This window comes from Vibrio sp. 2134-1 (assembly GCF_033339495.1).
Genome location: NZ_JAWOUS010000266.1, coordinates 1 through 828, shown reverse-complemented (window position 1 = coordinate 828; position 828 = coordinate 1). Strand labels below are relative to the sequence as shown.

1 protein-coding gene is annotated in these 828 nt (G+C 45.2%); it reads left to right on the top strand.

Going from position 1 to position 828, the window contains the following annotated elements; genetic code table 11:
* A partial coding sequence (locus tag R7R78_RS25385; RefSeq protein ID WP_225474531.1) for a HAMP domain-containing protein occupies nucleotides 1–828 on the top strand: 828 nt, incomplete at both ends.

Sequence of the window (828 nt, the reverse complement as noted above, 5' to 3'; positions counted from 1 at the left end):
TTTAGAACGATAGACCGACTATTTATTAAGATGTCTATCAACGACAAAATGTGGGTTATTTTCCTCCTATTTCTGGTGGCACTCACTTCGGTAGCAGGAAGCCGATACCTAAATGATTTGCATCAGTTCGAGCAACAATCTATCGCCAACGTGCAAGCAAAACTAGATGGCATCATCGAAGCTAATCCCACAGATATCTATCAAATTACTGGTATCTCAAAAGCTAACCATCAACAAAAAAGCTTGTTTGCAGATGGTGTTACCACGGTTTATGGCACAACCTCTGCGGGTGAGCTTGTTCGATTGACCGAGCACGCTGGCAATCAATACAACGCCCTGCGCTCCGACGCCCTTACCTCTTTCCTTCTTAGTTTTCTATGGGTTTTGCCGTTTGCAGTATTTTGCTATTGGGTAGCGACATTCATCGGAGGCGCTTTGTGGGTGCTATACACCACAACAGAGAAAATTGGTAACGGTGACTTAACTTCTCGATTGGGCTTTCACCCTGGCCGTGACGAGTTTGGCACCATTGGCTGCGCACTAGATAAGTCGATGGATACATTAAGCGAACTGGTCAATAGCGTAAAAGAAAACGCCAATACGCTAAGTGAAACGTCATCTGCATTTGAACAAGACATGAAACTGAGCGAAACACAGATTACGCACCAGTACCAAACACTTGATTCTGTCGCAACCGCAATGGAAGAAATGACGGCGTCTGCCAAAGAGGTTTCGAGCATCTCTCAACAAGCGACCATGCAATCGGATCAAGATGCACAAAAAATAGAAACGAGCCGTAGCCGTGTACAGCACGTTATTGCTGAGATC